This window comes from Myxococcus llanfairpwllgwyngyllgogerychwyrndrobwllllantysiliogogogochensis (genome assembly GCF_006636215.1).
GTDB lineage: Bacteria > Myxococcota > Myxococcia > Myxococcales > Myxococcaceae > Myxococcus > Myxococcus llanfairpwllgwyngyllgogerychwyrndrobwllllantysiliogogogochensis.
Genome location: NZ_VIFM01000221.1, coordinates 1 through 18776, shown reverse-complemented (window position 1 = coordinate 18776; position 18776 = coordinate 1). Strand labels below are relative to the sequence as shown.

Here is an 18776-nt window from a genome sequence, read left to right as displayed (position 1 = left end):
CCGTCCACCCTCCCCCACCGCGAAGCCTCGCCGTCCGCCAGGGCGACAGTCCCCTTCCGAGCCGTCAACGGAAGTCCTGTCGTCGTCCGCGCCCGGCCCGCGAGCGCGGGATGCGGTGACGAGGCCGGGCACGCAGTCAGCGCTCTCCACCCGCGAAGGGTGGGGCTTCCACTTTTCAGCAGTCCCCCGGGACGCGCGCTTCCTCGCGCCACCTCGCCTCCCGGGTTTCATCAAGTCCCCCACGGGGGAAAGGAGGTGCGCGATGAGCTTCTTCCAGCGTGTCGATGTCGTGCAGCACGAGCGGGCGTTCGTCCTCGTCGACGAGGTGCCCACGCGCTACCTCGCGCCGGGCCGCTACCGGCTCACCTACCCCTTCCGCAACGTGCGCATCGTCCGCGTCGCCACGGGCATGCCGCTGACGAACCTGGACACGGAGCTGCTCGCGCTCGTGCCCCCGTCGGACCTCCAGGTCCTCGAGCTGGGCCCCACCGAGCGCGCCATGCTCTACCACCGCGGCCGCCCCACGATGTGGCTCGGCCGTGGCCAGCACCAGGTGTGGACGGTGGAGCGCCTCCCCGGCCGCGACTCCGTCCCAGCTTCTTCAGCCGTGAGCATCGAGCGCCTGGACACGTCCGGCGTGGCCACCGCGCCACTGCAGGACGACGTGCGCGCCAAGGTCCCCGCCAGCGACTACGTGGAGGCCACGGCCACCGAGGGCAGCGTCGTGCTGCGCTACGTGGACGGCACCCTGGACGCGGTGCTGCCCGCCGGCCGGCACGCCGCATGGACGGTCGCCCGCAAGGTCCAGCTCGCCGTCATCGACCTGCGCGAGCGCCTGCTCCACGTCACCGGCCAGGAAGTCATGACCAAGGACCGCGTCACGCTGCGGCTCAACCTCTCCACCGCCTTCCGCGTGGCGGATGCCCGCCGGCTCGCCGTCGTCGCCCGCGCGCCGGATGACATCCTCTACCTCGCCATGCAGCTGGCGGCCCGCGAGTCCGTCGCCACGCGCACGCTGGACGAGCTGCTCGCCTCGCGTGAGGCCGTGGCCGAGGACCTCTTCGCGCAGGTGAAGGAGCGCGCGGAGTCGGTGGGCCTGGAGCTGCTGCGCTTCGGCATCAAGGACGTCGTGCTGCCGGGTGAGATGAAGGAGCTGCTCAACCGTGTCATCCAGGCCCAGAAGGAGGCCGAGGCGAACGTCATCACCCGCCGCGAGGAGACGGCCGCCACGCGCTCCATGGCCCAGACGGCGAAGGTGCTCGCGGAGAACCCGCTGCTCGTGCGCCTCAAGGAGCTGGAGGCCTACAAGGACCTCGCGGCCAAGGTCGGCCAGGTCCACCTGGTGCTCGGCGAGGGCGCGGTGCCCTCGCTCCAGCTCAAGGGCTGAATCCCCGTCACACGTGACACACCGCTGAGCGAAGGGCCTCTGGGGCCGGTTCCCCGGGGGCCCTTCGTGCGTTCACGGCACCGCGCGTCATTCACCGTCCGTGGCGCCCGGCAACCTGGGCTGACTCGAAAATCAATCTCGGCTACCCTCGGGGCTTTCGTTCCCGTGAGGAGTCCGAGATGTCGTCGTCCGCGAACCACTACGTCCCCAACCTGCGCGATATCGAGTTCAATCTCTTCGAGTTCCTCGACATCGGCCGTACTTCCCTGGGGCGTGCGCCCTTTGGCGACCTGGACGAGACGGCCGCCCGGCAGATGTTGCAGGCGTTCGCCGTGCTTTGCGCGAACGAGCTGGCGCCCTCCTTCGACGAGGCCGAGCACACGCCGCCCAAGCTGGAGAACGGCGAGGTGACGCTGCCTCCCGGACTGAAGAAGTCCATGGGGGCGTTCTTCGACGCGGGGATGCACTTGCTTGAGCAGCCGCCGCACCTGGGCGGCATGGGCGCACCGCCATCGCTGGGCTGGGCCGCGTTCGAGCTGATGGTGGGCGCCAACGCCTCGCTGGCCTTCTACACGCTGGGCAACCTGCTCGCGCGCATCATCGACCGGCTGGGAACGGACGCGCAGAAGAAGCGCTTCCTGCCGCACATGCTGGAGAAGCGATGGGGCGGCACCATGGTGCTCACCGAGCCGGACGCCGGCAGCGACGTGGGCGCCGCGCGCACCAAGGCGCGTCCCGTGGGCGGCGACGTGTGGGAAATCGAGGGTGTGAAGCGCTTCATCACCAACGGCGACTCGGACATGTCCGAGAACATCATCCACATGGTGCTGGCGCGGCCGGAAGGCGCGCCTCCGGGCACCAAGGGCCTGTCGCTCTTCGTCGTGCCCAAGTTCTGGGTGAACGAGGACGGCAGCCAGGGTGAGCGCAACGGCGTGGTGTGCACCAAGCTGGAGAAGAAGATGGGGCTGAAGGGCTCCGTCACGTGCGAGCTGACGTTCGGCGACGGCCAGCCCTCGCGCGGCCTCCTGCTGGGCGAGGTCCACGACGGCATCCGGCAGATGTTCTACATCATCGAGCAGGCGCGCATGGCGGTGGGTGTGAAGTCCATGGCCACGCTGTCCGCGGGCTACCAGCGCGCGCTGGCGTTCTCGAAGGACCGGCTCCAGGGCGCGGACCTGCTCCAGGCGCGCAACAAGCTGGCGCCGCGCGTGCCCATCTTCCAGCACCCGGACGTGCGCCGCATGCTGATGGCGCAGAAGGCGCACGCCGAGGGCATGCGCGCGCTGTGTCTCTACACCGCGTCCGTGCAGGACGGCGTGGAGATGAAGGGCGGCCACCGCGCCACCGAGGCCGGAGAGCTGGACACGCTCAACGACATGCTGCTGCCGCTGGTGAAGGGCTACTGCTCGGAGAAGGCGTTCGAGCTGCTCGCGGTGGCGCTGCAGGTCCACGGTGGCTCTGGCTACCTGCAGGACTACCCGGTGGAGCAGTACCTGCGGGACCAGAAGATCGACACGCTCTATGAGGGCACCACGCACATCCAGGCGCTCGACTTGCTCATGCGCAAGGTGGCGAAGGACGGAGGGGCGACGCTGCAGGGCCTCTTGTCGCAGGTGCGCGAGACGGCCGAGGGCGACCTGGGCGGCGGCGAGCTGCAGACGGAGCGCGCCACGCTGGGCAAGGCGCTCGGTGATTTGGAGACGATGCTCGGCACGCTGATGGGCAAGCTGGGCGAGTCCGTCTACCACGTGGGCCTGCAGGGCAACCGCGTGCTGGCGAGCGTGGCGGAGCTCGTCATCGGCTGGCTGCTGGTGCGTCACGCGGGCGTGGCGCTGGAGCGGATGAAGAGCAACCCCGGTGACAGGGCCTTCTACGTGGGCAAGCTCGCCAGCGCGCGCTGGTACTGCGCGGAAGTGCTCCCGGGCCTCGCGCACGCCGCCCGCATGGTGGAGGCCGGCACGCTGGACCTGATGGACGTCCCCGAGGAGTCGTACTGAGTCAGGCGCACTGAAGCCTGCTGTCCCCCGGCCGCACCTGTGGCCGGGGGAGGACACCTCCGGCGCCATCCGTCCGTTCCTCCTGGGGAAGTCGTGGTGGCCCGGGGTTCGCATTGAGGGTGGGAGTCATGCTCTCCGCCCTCACCGTCGCCGCCGCCGTCGCCCTGGGTTCTCCCGCTCCCGAGACGGGAGGACCGCTGGAGCTGGCGCGCTTCGCCGGCCACGTCGTCGCCTGCACGGAGGACGGCCTGGAGGTGCTTGATTCTTCCGGCAAGCCCGTGCGCGTCGTCTCCACGGAGGACGGGCTGCCGAGCCCCTTCTGCCTCGCGCTGGAAGTCGCGGGCGACCGGCTCTTCGCGGCCACCGACGCGGGCATCGTCTCGCTGGATGCGTCCTTCCGGGTGGAGCCCGTGCTCGACGTGCGCTGGCACGCGCTGCCCGACGCCGAGGACGCGAGCGAGGCCGAGTACGTCGAGCGACTGGACGCACTCGCACGGACCCTGCCCTCGGATGCGACCTACACGGTGCTGACCTCGCGCCATGCGGGGACGGAGGATGGGCGCGTGATGGAGCTCGGCACCCACCGGGTGTGGACCGTCGCCGGACCGGTGCTGCACATCGAGGAGGAGCGTCGGGGCGTGCGCGTCGCGACGGAGGGCGGGGTGTTCCTCATCGACACCGAGGGGCGGCTCGCGACGCGGTAGCCCTCGCGCCTCGCACCGAAAGCGAGACATCATCGGCCCGTGGCGAAGGTCGGGTCCGTATGCCCATGGAGGGCACGCCGGGACAGAGCCCTTTTCGGGCCACGGATGGGCAGACGCGCGATGCATGGACGACAAGCGGCACTGGTGATGATGCTGGCGGGGCTCTGGGCCTGCGGTGGCGAGGACGCGGTGACGAGGGAGGGCTTCGGCGGCGAGGTCGTCCAGGCGCTCTGTGCGCGGGCCGAGCGCTGCGGCGAGTACGCCCACGCGAGCGCGTGTGAAGAGGACATGCGCCGCTGGGGACGCGACGCCTACCTGGGGCTGGGGACGCGCTACGACGAGTCGCTGCGCAACGGCCAGCTCCGCTTCGACGAAGGCGCGGCCCGGCGCTGTCTGGACTCCATCCGGGGAGGAAGCTGTGACACGCCCGCGCTGTCCGATGACTCGTGGCGGTTCGGCATCGAGTACGACGCGACCTGCCGGGTGCTCGTGGCTTCGGCTTCATCCGAGAGCTGTCAGAGCAATCTCGAATGTGGCGAACAGGGCTACTGCGGCCACGTGTCGGAGAACGCCTGCGCGGGTGTGTGCCAGGCACGAGGCACGGAGGGTTCCGTGATTCCCCAGCGAACCCCGTGCGAACCAGGGCTCGTGCTCGTAGGCCTGCCCTGGACCTGTCTGCGCCCCTTGGAGGAAGGCGCCTCGTGTGTCGTCCAAGAGGCGGGAGGCGCCTCTTCCCTGCCATGCGCGGAGGGCCTCTGGTGCGACCGGAATGGCTACAAGACGTGCAAGCGGGTGGGCTCGGAGGGAGACATCTGCGAGAACCAGGGCTACTACCCGTGCGGCCCCTCCCTGGTGTGCAGCGACAACAAATGCGTCCGCCACGCGAAGGAAGGCTCGGCCTGCACCGCGCCGACCCGTGACGGGACCACCGGGCTCCACGTCGACGTGTGCCAGCGAGAGCTCTTCTGCGACGCGAACCCCGACGACCTGGGGCTGTGCCGGCCACGCCGCGAGGAGCGTCAGGAGTGCCGCCTGGACAGCGAGTGCGCGGAGGGACTGTTGTGCAAGGACGCGCGCCTCGAGGTGGGCCGCTTGGGCGTCTGCGTGAAGGCCGTGGCACCAGGAGAGGCTTGTGACTACGAGAACCTGATCTGCCCCCAAGGCCACGCCTGCGCCGTGACTGAGTCGGGCCTGCTCTGCCTGCCCATCGCTCGTGAGGGAGAGCCCTGCGGACGGCTGTCCTCCACATGTGACACCGGAAGCCGCTGCGTGGGCCAGCGCTGTATTTCCATCGAGGCCGCGCTCTGCCAGTGAGCGGGTGACAGGCTCGCGGCTCAGGTGCCCTTCGGGGCCTGGGCCCGGGCGGACAGCTCGCGCTCCACGTACAGCCGCAGGATGTGCATGAAGTCCTGGGCGTTGGTCACCACGCCGAAGGCCTGGTGCGTGCCCCGGTCCTTCAGCTTGCTGACCACGAATTCGGACGAGTCCACGCAGATGGTGGCCAGCTCCCGCAGCGAGCCGTCCTTTTCCGTGACGAACGCGGGCAACATGTTGCCGGTGGCGATGGCATGCAGCGCGGTGGCGACCATCACCGCCATGGTGGCCTTCACCGCGTGACGGCGCATGGCGTCCTGCCCCGCCACGTTGTCCGTCACCACGTCCGGCAGCGGGCCGTCATCACGGATGGAGCCCGTCAGGACGAAGGGCACCTGGTGCGTGACACACGCGTGCATGATGCCGTTGGTAATCACGCCCGCCTCCACCGCCTTCGCGATGGAGCCCGCCGCGCGCACCTTGTTGATGGCGCGCATGTGCAGACCGTGGCCTCCAGACGTGGCCTCGCCGGTGCCGCTCATGCCCAGGGTGGTGCCGAAGATGGACGCCTCGATGTCATGCACCGCCACGGCGTTGCCCGCGAGCAGCGCGCCCACGAAGCCGTTGTCGATGAACCACGTCATGTCCGCGCGCGCCCGCGAGTGCACCAGCGCCGGCCCCGTCACCCACACCGGATAGCCACCGCGCTCGCGCTCCTCCACCAACAGCCGCGCCATCTGCGCGTAGTCGATGGGCTTCTCGCGAGACACCTCGCTCGTCATGAACTTGAACTCGCCCTCGCCGCCGCCGCCCAGGTACGCCGTATTCACATAGACGCCCTCGGAGCCGTCCTCCGCGTGCCCCACCACCACGCGCTCTCCGGCACGGACGCGGCGGCCCTCGCGAATCCACAGCACGCCCTGCTCGTCCTGAACGAGCGCGCCGTCCATGCGCGGCTCGCGCGGCATGCGCCACTCACCGCCAAGGCGCACGTAGGTGGGCAGGTTCGTGGTGGTGAAGAAGCCCTCCGGCAACACACCGTCCGCGGGCGCCGGCTGGAAGCGCGCGTCCGGACACCGGGAGAACCGCTCGACCGCGAAGTCAGGGTGGGGGATGGAGGTGCTCACGCCGGCACCATGCGCGGACCCACCCACCCGGTTCAAGAACCTTGGCGCGACCCAGGGCGGTCCGTCCGGTAGGAGGCAGCGCGAAAAGTCCTACTCCCCGAGAGAAGGACTCCGACTCCCGGTGACTCGGCCCTCGTGCAAGTGCGCGAGACTTGTTGATCTCACCGAAAGCCCGGGGGAAATACGCGCCGCCAAGCAACTCGGGGTCTCAACCTCCGAGAATAGGTGCAAGTCGTACATGAAACTCCTCGCCCAGCCGCGAGCCCACGTCCACGGAGCCCTCGTTCCATGAGCTACCGCATCCAGTCCGGCGACACCCTGTCCGCGCTCGCCAAGCGCTACGGCACCAGCGTCGACGCCCTGCAGAAGGCGAATCCTCAAATCAAGAACGTGGACCTCATCTACGCGGGTGACACGCTCAAGCTCCCTGGCGCAACGGACGGCTTCGACGGGCCCTCGGGCCGCACGGGTCCGAACCTCACGGGCGGCGTGGACGGTCCCTCCGGCCCGACGAACTCGGGTGACGGCGTGAAGGGCCCGAAGGGCAGCCCGTTCGACATCGCGCGCTCGCACCTGAACAAGAACGCGGGCTCGTTGAAGATGGAAGGCAGCGGCGTGGGCGCGGACATGGAGGACTGGGTCCCCAACAACGTCAACTGCGCCAACTTCGTCTCCGCGTGTCTGGAGCAGGCGGGCCAGATTTCCAACGGCCAGCACGACAACAGCGTGATGGGCCTGCAGCGCAAGCTGGACGCGGACCCGAACTTCAAGCGCGTGTCCATCCAGGACGCGAAGCCCGGCGACGTGGTGTCCATGAAGGTGGGCGACGGCCAGCACGTGGTGATGTTCGCGGGGTGGAAGGACGGCAAGCCCCAGTTCATCGGCTCCAACAACGTGAACTCGGATGGCTCGCAGCGCATCAGCTTCAGCAGCATGAGCTACCCCATCATGTCGGTTCACCAGTACCAGGGCTGAGCCGGCGCGACACAGGCCACGAGCAGTGCCCCCGGGGCCTCGCCTCCGCCATTCGAGCGGAAGCGGGGCCCCGTTTCACGTCCGGCTCACGGCTTCGGCGCGAGCGCGAGCGCGGCCTGGATGAGCGGGCTCTTCGCCGCGGACTTCCGCCAGGCGGCGTGAATGCTCCCCGAGGGCACACCGGGCAGGGGCCGGGAGACCACACCGGCCTCGCGAGGGCCACCGGGTAGCAGGGACGCGAGCAGCGAGTAGCCCAGCCCCGCCGCGACGAAGCCGAGGATGGTCTCCGACGAGTCCGCCGCGTGCAGCCGCTTCGGTCTCACGCCCGCTCGTGCCAGCTCCCCGAGTTGGAGTTCTCGCAGGTGTCGGTCGGTGCTGTACGCGATGAAGGCGTCATCCCGGAGCGACTCCAACCGCACGCGGCGACTCTTCGCCTGGGGATGATGCGAGGGCAGCACCAGGAAGGGGTACGTCCGGCCCACCTCGCGCGCCTCCGCCTCGTCGGGAACTTCGGGCAGGTGGTCGACCACCAGGTCCGTGTCGCCGGAGCGCAGGATGTCCACGGCGGGGACCTTGGACTCGAAGAGGACGACCTCGATGTCCGGGCGCTTCGTCTGGAGTCGCCGCAGCCAGGCGGGCAGCAGGTGGCGAAGGACGTGTCCGGAGGCGTGGATGCGCAGCGTGCCGCCCACCTCGCCCTTGCGCAGCGACTGCACCACCGAGTCCAGTCCCTCCAGGAACGGCGCGACGTGCGAGTACAGCGCGCGGCCCTCGGGGGTGAGGACGACGCGGTCCTTGCCCACGCGCTCGAAGAGGGCGACGCCGACCTCGGCCTCCAGGCGTTTGACCTGTTGGTGGATGCCGGGCTGGGTGATGGGATACGGGAAGGAGCTCACCGCTCGCGCGTAGCCTTCTGCACGGGCCACGCGGTAGAAGCCCTCGAGGCGCTGGAGCTGAATCATGCACTCCAGGTTATCAATCTCGCATTGATTAGTTCCATGCGCTTTACGAGCGGAAGCGGCATGGTTTCTCCACGTCAGCGAGAGTACGGCTCGTTTTTGAGGAGACCATCATGTCCCGCTCCACCCCGAAGGTCGTCGTCGCGCACAGCTCCGCCTGGGTCATCCAGACCTGGCTGTCCTTTGCCCTCTCCGTGGGTGTCACGGCCGTCGGCATCTGGAACCTGCCGCTGGACCCCTGGGTGAAGTCCTTCCTGGGCATGGGCCTGCTGTTCAGCGTGGGCTCCACCTTCAGCCTGTCCAAGACGGTGCGAGACCAGCACGAGATGGAGCAGCTCGGCACGCGGCTGGATGAGGCCCGGGTGGCGAAGATGCTCTCCGAGCACGACCCGATGTCGCCGCCGAAGCTGTAGCGCCTCGCGCGCCCGCCTTTGGGTCCGCGCGGGATGAGGTAGCGTCACGCGCATGTTCCAGGGGCTCAGTCTGTTGATTCCGGCCAAGGCCGACCCGGAGCGCGACGCGGTCGCTCGCGCCTGGGAGGCAGGGGGAGGCACGGTGCTGCGACTGGACCGCTTCTGGAGCCCGCCCGACGTCACGCCCGCGCGGACCCGCCTCTATGGAAACGACACCTTCTGTCTCGTCCTGGCGCAGAAGCTGGGCCTCACCCTCGTCTCACCGCCCGATGACTTGTTGCTGCGCGTGGACTCCGACTGGCTGGGCCGCGAGGTGCGCGGCTCCACGCTGGAGCAGGTCCTCACGGAGCCCTTCCCACGCTTCATCAAGCCGCAGGTGCCCAAGGTGTTCCGCGCGAGCGTGTGGAATGACCCGGAGTCCCTGCGGAGTGAATGCAAGGGCCTCCCGCCCGAGACGCCCGTGCTGTCCTCGGAGGTCGTCACCGTGCGCGCGGAGGCCAGGGCCTGGGCACTCGACGGCCAGCTCCGCACCTGTGCGCTGTACGAAGGTGAAGGAGACCTCGCGGAGGCGCGCGCATTCCTGACCACCGTGGCCAGGGAAGCGAAGCTCCCTCGCACCTGCGTGCTGGACGCGGCTTGCATCGAGGGCCGCGGCTGGGTGCTCCTCGAAGCCAACGCCGCCTGGGGCGCTGGCCTCAACGGCTGCGATGCGAGGGAAGCCGCCCTCTGCATCGCCGAGGCCTCACACGCCTGAGCCGCGACTCAGGGCGCGCCGCGTCCCGAGCGCACGCTGGCGAGTGCATCCTCCAGCAACGGCAGCGCATTCTCCGTCCAGCCCTTCAGTCGCGCGCGGGGAGACAGCGCACGGTGGTCAGGATGAATCAGTCCCGCGACCGTTGCCTCCTCGATGAACTGCGCCTGCTGCTCCGGATTGAGTTCCTCCCAGCGCAAGCTCTTCTCCACCCCCTTGCGCCAGTCATAGCCATCTCCCGAGAGCTGCGCGGCAATCGCCGAGCTGAGGTACGCGGTGCCTCCATGCTGGTGCTGCCACACATGCACCAGCTCATGCACCAACAGCCCCAGGTCGGTGGGGCCACTCCTCGGCGGGACGAAGACGGTGTCGCCATGGACGAACGCGCGCCCCGACACACCCAGGATTCCGATGGGCCCCTCCTTCACCCGCACCGCCGCGTAGTCCAGGCTCGCGCCGAAGATGGGGCGCAGCAGCTCCACCTCGAACCCCGACAGCCGGCGCCCCACGGGCTCCATCCACAGCAACACCTGCACCGCGCTCACCACACGCCCGGCCAGCATCAGGAACAGGTCCACCGGAAGCTGCGCCACGCGCCACAGCCCACGGCGCAACTGGAAGCGCCCTTCACGCGGACGCCCTCGGGCATACAGGACCAGTCCACCGAAAACGCCCGTGAGCACCACGCGCAGCCCCCGCGCGACACCCCTCAGGGCGCTCACCACCCCCGTGAGCAGACCACGGCCCGCGTCCACCAGCCGCGAGGCCAGCGAGAAGCCCACGCTCATGGGATGAACCTCAGCGTCCCGCGGCGACTCGAAGCGGCGCGCTCAACCCCAGCGCCGACTCCACCATCGAACGCATCGCCCCTGGACGCCACGGACGCGCGAGCGCGAAGTGCGTCAGGCAGGAGCCACCGAACGCCTCCGCGAGCTCCGGGCAGAAGCGCGAGGACACCAGGATGCGCGGGCCCGCGAAGTCCATCTCCACCAGCCGCGCGAGGAAGTCGTGCGCGGCACCGCGCTCCGCCGAGTCCAGCACCACCACCACCGCCGCCGGCACCACGCCCATCTCCAGCCGCCGAATCGCCGACGCGATGCCCGTCGCGTGGATCAACCCCACCACCGGCGCCAGCTCCCGCCCCATGGCCAGCCGCAGCAACGGGGACTCGGACACCACCATCACCGAGGGCGCACCCGAGGCCCGCATGGCGCGGCGCGTCTCGTAGACCTCGACACCACCCACCTCCCTCAAACGAGGCACGGGGACGGACTGGAGCAAACGCGGCTGGACGGTGGTGGCGGGGGGCACGCATTGAACGATAGCCAGGAATAGCGGAAATATCAAACTACACTTCAATTATCCGAGTAGTCCGCTCTCTGGGACTCAATGACATACCCACGGCCCCACGGCACAGACCTGGGGGCCATGGATTTATGTTCAGTGAGTCATGACCAACCCAGACATCACTTCCTGCGCTGCGGCATGGGCGCGCGCGGAGGCGGGTTCTCCCAGGGCTCCAGCTCCTCGACGAGCGTCCTCAGCACGGGCAGCTCCGTGGAGCCTCCGTGCTCCAGCGCATGGGAGAGCAATTCGGTGAGGGAGGGACCGACGACGGGGATGTCCGTCGCCGTCTGGCGGGAGCGAAGCGGCGGCGTCACCCGCTCCAGCTCCAGCATCACCTCGTCCTCGGGCCGCTTTCCGGGAGGCACCGTCAGGGGCTCCAGCGCGTCCGAGCGCAGGCGCACGTAGCAGTGCGGACGACGGCCGCTGCAGTAGCGCAGCGCGAGCACCGTCCCATCCGGCAGGTCGACGAGGCACCGCACCGGCACGACGAAGTCTCCGTTTCCGTCAACCGGGATGTGGACCTCGGTGTGCTCGGCCGTGGAGCGCAGGCGCCAGGGCATCGTGTCCGGGAAGAGCGTGGCGCGGGCGAGGTGGTCATAGAGCGCGTTCAACTCGGCGACGCCGTGGAAGGTGGAGGCCTCGGTGGCGCGAGTCACGGAGTGCTCGGCGACGATGCGCTCGATGACCTGGGACATGGAGGCGTGGGACCTCCGCACCAGCACCCCCGCGCGAGGCACCAGCGCGCCCTCCGAGTCCACCGCCACCGCGAGCACACCCGCCTCCAGGGACCACGTCTCGCTCCAGTCCGACGTGACGGCCGAGAGCTGGAGCGGAACGCAGGACAGCCCGGCGGGCGCCTCATGCAGCGCGAGGCCGGGCCCCCAATGCCAATCATTCTCATCCCCGTTCTCGACCGACTTCATCATGTCCGCGTGGGACTGCTCGAGAATGGGGTTGCGTCGGTTGAAGCGCCCGGCGTTCCCCACATACGGGAACAGTCGCGTCACCCAGCCCGACGCGCGGTCCCAGCCATACGCCCGACGAGGCTTGTACAGCTCCGACCAGAGCTCGCGGTCCGGGTGGCCTTCCGAGGTGCGCACGAACTCATCGACAATCGGGATGAGCGACGAGGTCCACCAGCCCAGGTCGAACTCGGCGAGGACGTCGATGCGGCGGCGGATGGCCCGCCAGTCCTCCGGAGTTCCAAGCAGGGTGATGCGAGGGATTCCACACATGACGGTGATGGCGAAGTCGAAGTACGGGGACATCGCGTCCATCAACACCACGTCCCCCGCCATGCGCTCCACGTCGGTGCTGGTGGAGAAGTCACACGACAGGAGCCGGGGGAGTCCCGGCCCCAGCTCCTCGCGGAGCAGCTCACGGAAGGACGTGAGGGTGGCGCCGAACTCCTCCTCGGTCCGGGGCGCGACGGAGACTCCCACCGTCAGCGTCCGTCGGCCCGAGTGTCGGACGAGCCGGCCTCGCAGCGTCTCGGAGTGCAGGCGGATGTGGTGGGCGAACCCCTGGGCCAGGGTGAGCCACACCACGTCCGGGGACAACACCAGGGGGCGATGCTCGGCGAAGGCGATGTGGACAGCGGCGAGCAGCGGGTGCACTCCCTCGGGGTCCACCACCCGGGTGTCCGCGGCTGGCGCCAGCCACAGCGCCTCACCCACCAGGCTCCCCAGGGGTACGGTCTCCAGGGGCGTCACAGCCTCTTCGACGGAATCCACTGCGAAGGTCGTCATCGGTACGTCCCCTCGTCACGGTGTGTGGAATGAAGCCGCCAGCCGACGCCGGCTTTCACGCCCACCTGACAGGACGCTCGGCACGCCACGGGTTGAGATACAGCAGCGTATCCCCGCCGCAAGCAGCGCGGGGCCCGTGCCGTGAACTCAACCCCGCAGGGAACGGACGAGCTCGGGGAGCAGCTCCTCGGCCCGCCCCGTCACCGCCTGGATTCCCTGGGGCGGGGCCACGCCCGAGGGGTCGATGCTGAACATCGGCGTGCGGCGCTTCAGCGCGAAGGCGCGGATGCTCTCCGTCACGCCCACCGAGAACGACGTCCCGATGAAGACGACCAGCCGGCCCTGTCGCGCCAGGTCGTACACGCGCTCGATTTCGTACCCGAGGTGCTCCGAGTAGTACTCGTCGAACCACAGGATGTGAGGTCGCACGCGACTGCGGCAGCTCGGGCAGCGCGGCACCGTCTCGGCGCTCGGGCTCGCGTGGAACGCACTGAAGTCGAGCGTCTCCAACGGAATGGTGCCGGTGGGCGGCCCCAGCTCGCAGCCACGGGCGGAACACCTCGCCAGCTGAAGGCTCCCATGCACCTTCACCAACGCCTGACTCCCGGCCTGCTCATGCAGTGAGTCGACATTCTGGGTGACGACGGTGAAGCCGCCCCCCTGCCCCGTCTGCCAGCGCTCCCAGTCCACCAGGGCCGCGTGCGCCGCGTTCGGCTTCGCCTTCCGGGCCAGTTCGAGGCGCTGGAGGTACATCTTCCAGGACTCGTGCGGGAACAGCTTGAAGTAGGCGCGGGTCCCCTTCTGCGTCACCTCGTTCGCCCACACCGCGCCCGGGTCCGTGCCTCGGAACGTGGGGATGCCACTGGCCAGGCTGATGCCAGCCCCCGTCACGACGAGCACGGACTCGGCGGCCACGCCGCGAGCCGTGGTGAGGAGTTCATCGAAGCCCAAGGTCGTCATGAAAACACCTCCACACGGGCGGACGGACGCATCCATGTGAGCATGACACGACGACGCCGACTCCAGGTTACATGAGTCACTGTGCTGCCAGAACCAGCGTCAGCTCCGCGATTTCGGGAGAGGGTCCCAGCCGCAGGGGCGGCCCCCAGTAGCCTGTGCCCCGGTGCGTGTACACGCGCACGCCGGAGACGGTGGCGAGCCCCCGCACCACGGGCTGCTGGAGCTTGATGAAGAACATGAACGGGAACACCTGTCCGCCATGCGTGTGTCCGGACAACTGCAGGTCCACGCGCACACCGGCCTGAGCCACTCGCAGCGCCGAGCGCGGCTGATGCGCCAGCAACACCACCGGCACGCCTTCGGGAGCCCCGGCGAGCGCCGCGCCTGGACGACTCTCGTGCGAGGGAACGATGTGCCCCGCGTCGTGGTCCGTCACGCCCGCAACGACGAGCCGTGCCCCATCGCGCTCCACCACGCGGTGCGTGTTGCGCAGCACCGTGAGCCCCAACCGAGCCACCTCCGCCTCCCACGCGGGGCCTCCGTGGTAGTACTCGTGATTGCCTGTCACGTAGAACACGCCGAGCGACGCGCGCAGCTCCGCCAGCGGGCGCACCTCCTCGCGCAGCTCCTCCACCCCACCATCGACCAGGTCTCCCGTCACGGCGATGATGTCTGGGTTCAGCGCGTTCACCTGCTCCACCACGCGCCGCAGCCACCGTCCATCCAGCGTGGGGCCTACGTGGACGTCGGAGATCTGCACCACTCGCAGGCCGCCCAGCCCCGGCTGGAGCCCCTTCACCGGCACCGTCAGTCGCTCCACCGTCGCCTTGCCGCGCGCCGTGACGAACGCGAACACCACCGCCGGCACCGTCACCGCGCCCACGATGCCGGCCTTCCACCGTGCCAGCGCCAGCGCATCCGTCACCACGCCCGTCCATCCCAGCACCGCGCCCACGACGTCCGCCGTCACCACCGCGCTGAGCAGGATGCCGAAGCTCCCCAGCCACAGATACGACGTCCACTGCAACACGCGCCGGGCTGTCGATGGCTCGCCCCGACCGCCCAGCACGCCGGCCGGTATCGACACGAACAGCAGCACCATCAACGCCACGCCCAGGACGCCCCAGGGTGACGGCCACGCGGGGCTCACGAACAGCCGCACCGCGAGGTACGCGTGCAGCCCGCCCATCAGCGTGAGGATGCCGCCCAGGGACATCAGCCAGCGCAACACCCGCCTGGGCGTCGCACGCGACTCCCTCCGTGACTCTCGCTCCACGCTCTCCGACAGCTCCGCCACGGCCAGGACCTCCGAACAGGGTGAATCGCACCCGGTGGGGAGGCGGAGCATAATGGCCGCCTCCGTCGCCTGCCCGGCAACCCGCGCGACCGCCCGTTAGTGAGGGGACCCGGAGATCCTCATGCGCCCGCACCGCCTCGACAGTCCCTGGCAGAGCTGGATGGTGGCGGCCGCGCTCGTGCTCGGCGGACTCGGATGCTTCGCTGGCGGTGTGGCCTGGGTCTCCCGCTCGCTCTTCCAGGGCATCGAGCAGGAGCTGCGCCGCAATGACGTCCACCGCCTGGCGCTGCGCACCGCGGAGTCCAGCCCGCTCGCCACCGGGCGACTGGGCACCCCGCTGACGAGCAGCTTCCTCACCCTGCGAGCCCACGGCTCCACGCCCGACGAAGGGCTCGTGGACTTCGACCTCACCGTCCAGGGCCCGCTCGGCCGGGGCGTCCTCGAGGCCCAGGTGGCCTACGCGACGGACCGCTGGACGCTGCGCAAGCTGGTGCTGCGCCCCGAACGTGGAGATTCCGTGGAGCTCCCCGCCGGAGGCAGCACGCCCGCCCTGCCTGCGGACTGAGCACACGGGGTGTCCCCACGACCTACCTTGACTCGCATGAAGACCCAGCGCCTCCTTGCCTTCGGCCTGCTCGCCTGTGGCTCCGCCCTGGCCGCGCCAGCAGCGCCCTCCTCCCTCAACCTCAAGACCCAGGACCGCTCCGTCACGGTCGGCGTCACCGACGACAACCTCTCCGGCCCGGACATCCAGCTCTCCTTCGACGACGATGCCGACGCCGTGCGCGGCCAGGCGTTCGGCCGCCCCGTCAACCTCACCCTGGAGAACGACACCATCCGCGGCACCTACGGCCAGGGTCCCGTGAACGTCAAGGTGACGGACACGAATGACACCCTCGATGCCGTGGGGACCTTCGGCGGCAAGCTCACCAACTTCCAGGTGAGTCCCCAGCAAATCACCGGCACGGTGGGCGCGTGCAGCTACGAGCTGCTCATCACCCGCCCCCACCGCTACGAGGGCGCGCGCACCTGCGGCACCAAGCTGGACAGGAGCGTCTCGCTGACCATTCCTCCGTCGCTCGCGGACGAGGATGAGGAGCTCGTCACCGCGCTCTCCATCCTGCTGGCGCAGTAGCAGCGAGAGCTCTCCGTCTTTCACGCATCGGCAAACCCGCGCGGCCGGGACGCGTTCCCGTGTGCTCGTGGGTTGAGCCATGCAACGGGGCGGCTATGGTGCGCCGTCCCTTTACGACGACGGAGCGATTCCATGGCGCAGATGCACGAGGTCGACTTCCACATCTACGGCGACGACCTGCAGTTCGTGGAGGTGGAGCTGGACCCGCAGGAAGCGGCGGTGGCCGAGGCCGGCACCCTCATGTACATGGAGGACGGCATCGAGATGGAGACCATCTTCGGTGACGGCTCGGAGAAGAAGAGCGGCTTTCTGGGCTCGCTGCTCGGCGCGGGCAAGCGGCTGCTGACGGGCGAGTCCCTCTTCACCACCGTCTTCCTCAACCGGGGTGGCGGCAAGCGCAAGGTGGCCTTCGCGGCGCCCTATCCCGGCAAAATCATTCCGGTGAACCTGCGCGAGCTGGGCGGAGAGCTGATTGCACAGAAGGACAGCTTCCTCGCGGCGGCGAAGGGCGTGTCGCTGGGCATCGCCTTCCAGAAGAAGCTGGGCACCGGCCTGTTCGGCGGCGAGGGCTTCATCATGCAGCGGCTCCAGGGTGATGGCCTCGCCTTCATCCACGCGGGAGGCACGCTGCGCGAGCGCACACTGGGCCCCGGCGAATTGCTGCGCGTGGACACCGGCTGCATCGTCGCGTTCCAGCCCACCGTGGACTACGACATCCAGATGGTGAGCGGCATCAAGACGGCCTTCTTCGGCGGCGAGGGACTCTTCTTCGCCACGCTGCGAGGGCCCGGCAAGGTGTGGCTCCAGTCCCTGCCCTTCAGCCGGCTCGCGGGCCGCATCCTCTCCGCCGCGCGTCCGGGTGGCGCGCGCGACGAGGGCAGCGTGCTGGGTGGTGTCGGCCTGGGCTCACTGCTCGGGAGCGACGACTAGGCTTTCGCGTCGCCCGCGGAGTCAACCGGTGGCGAGGCACGGCGCGCCTCGCCACTGTGGTTGGGAAGCAGACTCCGTCACGGGCCCCGACGCCTGCGCATCAAGGTGGCCACACCCACCAGCAGGACCCACGCACCCGCCGCGCCCACGGGAGATGCGCCGCAGCCGCCGCAGCCCACATTCAACGCGGTGGGTCCACGCACCTCGAAGCCCGTGTTCGGAGACCGGGGGCCCGGCGTTCCCGACTCGCCGTTGACCGAGTACGCCGACACGGCATGCGCCCCCATGGAGAGCGCGCTGTCTTCGGGCACGACGTGACGGAACGTGCCAGTCGAGTCCGCGACGACGGTGACCACGAGGACCCCATCCACCTCGAGTGACACGGAGGCACCGGCCTGCGCGACACCTGCGAACAGGGGCGTCGAGTCCACCAGCTCACCCTCGGCGGGCACCACCAGCACGGGCGTCTCACGAGTGACCACGGCGCCACCATCTCCCGAACCCGCGTCGGGGCCGGGCGTCCCCGAGTCCACGGTTCCCGAATCTCCAGCGTCCGGCACCGTCGTGCCCGCGTCCTCGTCCTCCATGACGACCTCGAAGACGGTGTTGGGAGACGTGGGCCCGGTGTCGTCATTGTTGTGCCCATGCGCGTTGACGCGGTGCGGGCCCGGAGTCAGCGGCGCGTCGTCGGGAATCTGGTAGCGGAAGCGGCCCAAGGAGTCCGTGGGGACGATGACCTCGTCGCGGTTGTCCACGTACAGGCCTACCGTCAGCGCGTCGGGCGCCACGCCCGCGATGTAGGGCGTGGGGCCCGTCACCTCGCCATCCTCGGGCACGACGATGATGGGCTGGGAAATCACGGGGGCGGCGACGACGGTGAAGCTCGAAGCACCGGGCCTGCTGTAGGCGCCCAGGCCCTCGGAGATGGCGGAGACCGTGTGAGCACCACCAGACAGGGCGGGCAGCGGCTCGTCCACCTCGGTGAAGAAGCTTCCATCGGTGCTCGACGTCACCTGGGCCAACTCAACGCCATCCACGGAGATGATGATGCGCAAGCCCGGGTCCGCCACGCCCTCGATGCGCGGCCGCGCGGACACATCCACTGCATTCGGGGTCGGCAGGGTGATGGTCGGCGTGGCGGGCGTGGCATACGAATAGGTGTACAGCGTCACGGAGCCGCCGCCTCCGACGCCCGCGCCATGCGTGGGGCCATGCGCGCCGGCGCTGGCGGACGTCACCCCCGCGGCGCCTCCCGAAGACCCCACGCCGCACGATAGCGGCGTGCCATTCAGCAGCACGTAGCCACCCGAGCCACCTCCTCCTGGCCCGAGCTGGAAGGACGTCGCGAGCACGTTGCCGCCGCTCCCGCCTCGCACGTCGAGTTGACCGCAGTTCAACGCGCCAGAGGTCCGCACGATGATGGAGCCACCCGCGCCTCCACCTCCGGCGCCGTCCTCGCCACCGGCCGCCAGCGCGTTCACGCCCGTGGCGGAGATGCGGCCCGTTCCCGAAACGTTGGCCGCGCGGAGGAACACCGCGCCTCCGCCCGCGCCTCCCGCGCTCCCCACGCCGTTGTCGCCTTCACCCGCGCCACCACCGCCGCCGAAGAGGAAGGCCTCCACAATCGAGTACTCCATCCGCGAGCCGCCCAGGCCGCCCACATCACGCGAGCCATCCAAGAAAGAGGAACGTCCGCCCGTTCCGCCAAAGCCCCGGTGCCCACCGCCCCCAC

At 69.5% G+C, this 18776-nt stretch carries 18 protein-coding genes; 10 read left to right on the top strand and 8 right to left on the bottom strand.

What is annotated here, in order from left to right; genetic code table 11:
* Window positions 1-262: 262 nt before the first annotated feature.
* The 4 genes from FJV41_RS37055 to FJV41_RS37040 all read left to right on the top strand — a co-directional run bounded on the left by FJV41_RS37055 (window position 263) and on the right by FJV41_RS37040 (window position 5402).
* Window positions 263-1387 (top strand): slipin family protein, encoded by a 1125-nt coding sequence (locus tag FJV41_RS37055; RefSeq protein ID WP_141647324.1) that lies wholly within the window; start codon window positions 263-265, stop codon window positions 1385-1387.
* 179 nt (window positions 1388-1566) lie between these two features.
* Window positions 1567-3384: an acyl-CoA dehydrogenase gene (locus FJV41_RS37050; protein WP_141647323.1), complete on the top strand. Its 1818-nt coding sequence runs from the start codon at window positions 1567-1569 to the stop codon at window positions 3382-3384.
* Between the two features lie 128 nt (window positions 3385-3512).
* A complete protein-coding gene (locus FJV41_RS37045; protein ID WP_141647322.1) occupies window positions 3513-4088 on the top strand; it encodes a hypothetical protein in 576 nt (191 codons plus the stop codon).
* Between the two features lie 120 nt (window positions 4089-4208).
* Entirely contained in the window at window positions 4209-5402 is a 1194-nt protein-coding gene (locus FJV41_RS37040) for a Dickkopf N-terminal cysteine-rich domain-containing protein (protein ID WP_181791193.1), read from the top strand.
* 20 nt (window positions 5403-5422) lie between these two features.
* On the opposite strand, the gene FJV41_RS37035 is transcribed toward FJV41_RS37040, so the two are convergent.
* Complete coding sequence (locus FJV41_RS37035) at window positions 5423-6529, bottom strand: putative NPN-dependent ornithine cyclodeaminase (RefSeq protein WP_141647320.1); 1107 nt, start codon at window positions 6527-6529, stop codon at window positions 5423-5425.
* A gap of 288 nt (window positions 6530-6817) precedes the next feature.
* Here FJV41_RS37035 and FJV41_RS37030 point away from each other — a divergent pair, with 288 nt between their 5' ends.
* Window positions 6818-7504: a LysM peptidoglycan-binding domain-containing protein gene (locus FJV41_RS37030; RefSeq protein ID WP_141647319.1), complete on the top strand. Its 687-nt coding sequence runs from the start codon at window positions 6818-6820 to the stop codon at window positions 7502-7504.
* Window positions 7505-7590: 86 nt separating this feature from the next.
* Here the strand turns inward: FJV41_RS37030 and FJV41_RS37025 are convergent, their stop codons facing one another.
* On the bottom strand, window positions 7591-8466 hold the full coding sequence (locus tag FJV41_RS37025; protein WP_141647318.1) for a LysR family transcriptional regulator: 876 nt from the start codon (window positions 8464-8466) through the stop codon (window positions 7591-7593).
* Window positions 8467-8576: 110 nt separating this feature from the next.
* On the opposite strand from FJV41_RS37025, the gene FJV41_RS37020 reads away from it, so the two are divergent.
* Window positions 8577-8876 carry a YiaA/YiaB family inner membrane protein gene (locus FJV41_RS37020; RefSeq protein ID WP_141647317.1) on the top strand — a complete coding sequence of 100 codons (300 nt, stop codon included), beginning with the start codon at window positions 8577-8579 and terminating at the stop codon, window positions 8874-8876.
* Between the two features lie 52 nt (window positions 8877-8928).
* The gene (locus FJV41_RS37015; RefSeq protein WP_141647316.1) at window positions 8929-9630 is read left to right on the top strand and encodes an ATP-grasp domain-containing protein; all 702 of its coding nucleotides are present in this window, start codon (window positions 8929-8931) and stop codon (window positions 9628-9630) included.
* 8 nt (window positions 9631-9638) lie between these two features.
* Here FJV41_RS37015 and FJV41_RS37010 read toward each other — a convergent pair whose 3' ends face one another.
* From FJV41_RS37010 to FJV41_RS36990, 5 genes are all read right to left on the bottom strand, one after another.
* Entirely contained in the window at window positions 9639-10415 is a 777-nt protein-coding gene (locus tag FJV41_RS37010; RefSeq protein WP_141647315.1) for an eCIS core domain-containing protein, read from the bottom strand.
* Between the two features lie 10 nt (window positions 10416-10425).
* The gene (locus FJV41_RS37005) at window positions 10426-10938 is read right to left on the bottom strand and encodes a hypothetical protein (RefSeq protein WP_246137651.1); all 513 of its coding nucleotides are present in this window, start codon (window positions 10936-10938) and stop codon (window positions 10426-10428) included.
* A gap of 155 nt (window positions 10939-11093) precedes the next feature.
* Window positions 11094-12722 carry a DUF4419 domain-containing protein gene (locus FJV41_RS37000; RefSeq protein ID WP_141647314.1) on the bottom strand — a complete coding sequence of 543 codons (1629 nt, stop codon included), beginning with the start codon at window positions 12720-12722 and terminating at the stop codon, window positions 11094-11096.
* Between the two features lie 147 nt (window positions 12723-12869).
* Window positions 12870-13682, bottom strand: a complete 813-nt coding sequence (locus FJV41_RS36995; protein ID WP_181791191.1) for an SIR2 family NAD-dependent protein deacylase — start codon at window positions 13680-13682, stop codon at window positions 12870-12872.
* A gap of 76 nt (window positions 13683-13758) precedes the next feature.
* Window positions 13759-14979: a metallophosphoesterase gene (locus FJV41_RS36990; RefSeq protein ID WP_141647312.1), complete on the bottom strand. Its 1221-nt coding sequence runs from the start codon at window positions 14977-14979 to the stop codon at window positions 13759-13761.
* 121 nt (window positions 14980-15100) lie between these two features.
* On the opposite strand from FJV41_RS36990, the gene FJV41_RS36985 reads away from it, so the two are divergent.
* From FJV41_RS36985 to FJV41_RS36975, 3 genes are all read left to right on the top strand, one after another.
* Window positions 15101-15544, top strand: a complete 444-nt coding sequence (locus FJV41_RS36985; RefSeq protein WP_141647311.1) for a cytochrome c oxidase assembly factor Coa1 family protein — start codon at window positions 15101-15103, stop codon at window positions 15542-15544.
* Between the two features lie 36 nt (window positions 15545-15580).
* Window positions 15581-16114, top strand: a complete 534-nt coding sequence (locus FJV41_RS36980; protein ID WP_141647310.1) for a hypothetical protein — start codon at window positions 15581-15583, stop codon at window positions 16112-16114.
* A 132-nt stretch (window positions 16115-16246) separates the two neighbouring features.
* A complete protein-coding gene (locus FJV41_RS36975) occupies window positions 16247-17044 on the top strand; it encodes a TIGR00266 family protein (RefSeq protein ID WP_141647309.1) in 798 nt (265 codons plus the stop codon).
* Window positions 17045-17121: 77 nt separating this feature from the next.
* On the opposite strand, the gene FJV41_RS54725 is transcribed toward FJV41_RS36975, so the two are convergent.
* A partial coding sequence (locus FJV41_RS54725) for an MYXO-CTERM sorting domain-containing protein (RefSeq protein ID WP_220137932.1) occupies window positions 17122-18776 on the bottom strand: 1655 nt, incomplete at its 5' end.

Excerpts from the sequence above, each read along its gene's own strand:
- FJV41_RS37020 (WP_141647317.1), top strand. The coding sequence starts at position 8,577 with ATGTCCCGCTCCACCCCGAAGGTCGTCGTCGCGCACAGCTCCGCCTGG.
- FJV41_RS37010 (WP_141647315.1), bottom strand. The coding sequence starts at position 10,415 with ATGAGCGTGGGCTTCTCGCTGGCCTCGCGGCTGGTGGACGCGGGCCGT.
- FJV41_RS37000 (WP_141647314.1), bottom strand. The coding sequence starts at position 12,722 with ATGACGACCTTCGCAGTGGATTCCGTCGAAGAGGCTGTGACGCCCCTG.
- FJV41_RS37030 (WP_141647319.1), top strand. The coding sequence starts at position 6,818 with ATGAGCTACCGCATCCAGTCCGGCGACACCCTGTCCGCGCTCGCCAAG.
- FJV41_RS37040 (WP_181791193.1), top strand. The coding sequence starts at position 4,209 with ATGCATGGACGACAAGCGGCACTGGTGATGATGCTGGCGGGGCTCTGG.
- FJV41_RS36995 (WP_181791191.1), bottom strand. The coding sequence starts at position 13,682 with ATGACGACCTTGGGCTTCGATGAACTCCTCACCACGGCTCGCGGCGTG.
- FJV41_RS37045 (WP_141647322.1), top strand. The coding sequence starts at position 3,513 with ATGCTCTCCGCCCTCACCGTCGCCGCCGCCGTCGCCCTGGGTTCTCCC.
- FJV41_RS36980 (WP_141647310.1), top strand. The coding sequence starts at position 15,581 with ATGAAGACCCAGCGCCTCCTTGCCTTCGGCCTGCTCGCCTGTGGCTCC.
- FJV41_RS37055 (WP_141647324.1), top strand. The coding sequence starts at position 263 with ATGAGCTTCTTCCAGCGTGTCGATGTCGTGCAGCACGAGCGGGCGTTC.
- FJV41_RS37015 (WP_141647316.1), top strand. The coding sequence starts at position 8,929 with ATGTTCCAGGGGCTCAGTCTGTTGATTCCGGCCAAGGCCGACCCGGAG.
- FJV41_RS36975 (WP_141647309.1), top strand. The coding sequence starts at position 16,247 with ATGGCGCAGATGCACGAGGTCGACTTCCACATCTACGGCGACGACCTG.
- FJV41_RS36985 (WP_141647311.1), top strand. The coding sequence starts at position 15,101 with ATGCGCCCGCACCGCCTCGACAGTCCCTGGCAGAGCTGGATGGTGGCG.
- FJV41_RS37025 (WP_141647318.1), bottom strand. The coding sequence starts at position 8,466 with ATGATTCAGCTCCAGCGCCTCGAGGGCTTCTACCGCGTGGCCCGTGCA.
- FJV41_RS37050 (WP_141647323.1), top strand. The coding sequence starts at position 1,567 with ATGTCGTCGTCCGCGAACCACTACGTCCCCAACCTGCGCGATATCGAG.